1 protein-coding gene is annotated in these 418 nt (G+C 62.9%); it reads left to right on the top strand.

Annotation, left to right across the window (positions count from 1 at the left end):
* Window positions 1-16 precede the first annotated feature (16 nt).
* Window positions 17-418: transposase (locus tag G8O24_RS47235; protein WP_497717871.1), on the top strand; the 402-nt coding region annotated here is incomplete at its 3' end.

Here is a 418-nt window from a genome sequence, read left to right on the forward strand (position 1 = left end):
CTACAAGAATTCTCCGCTGGGCGAGGATGAGCCTGCAGGTCACGGCATTGGACGCTCGCGCGGGGGGTTGACCACGAAGATCCACCAGGTCGTGGACGTCAACGGGCGTCCCTTGGCCATGGTCGTCACTGGAGGCCAGCGCAACGACGGCGCGATGATGCAGGACACCTTGAAGGACATCTACGTCCCCAGGCCCACCGGCAGGCCCCGCACCACACCCGACACGGTCATGGCGGACCGGGGCTACACGTCGGGCGTGAACCGTGACTTCCTTCGAGATCCCAACGTCAAGGCAGTGATCCCCCAGAAGAAGAACGAGATCGCCTCCCGGAAGAAGAAGGGCTCCAAGGGAGGCCATCCACCCGCCTTTGACGCAGAGGCATACAAGGGACGAAACGTCGTGGAACGCTCCTTCAAC

The sequence above is a fragment of the Bradyrhizobium campsiandrae genome, from assembly GCF_014529705.1.
GTDB classification, from domain to species: Bacteria; Pseudomonadota; Alphaproteobacteria; order Rhizobiales; family Xanthobacteraceae; genus Bradyrhizobium; species Bradyrhizobium campsiandrae.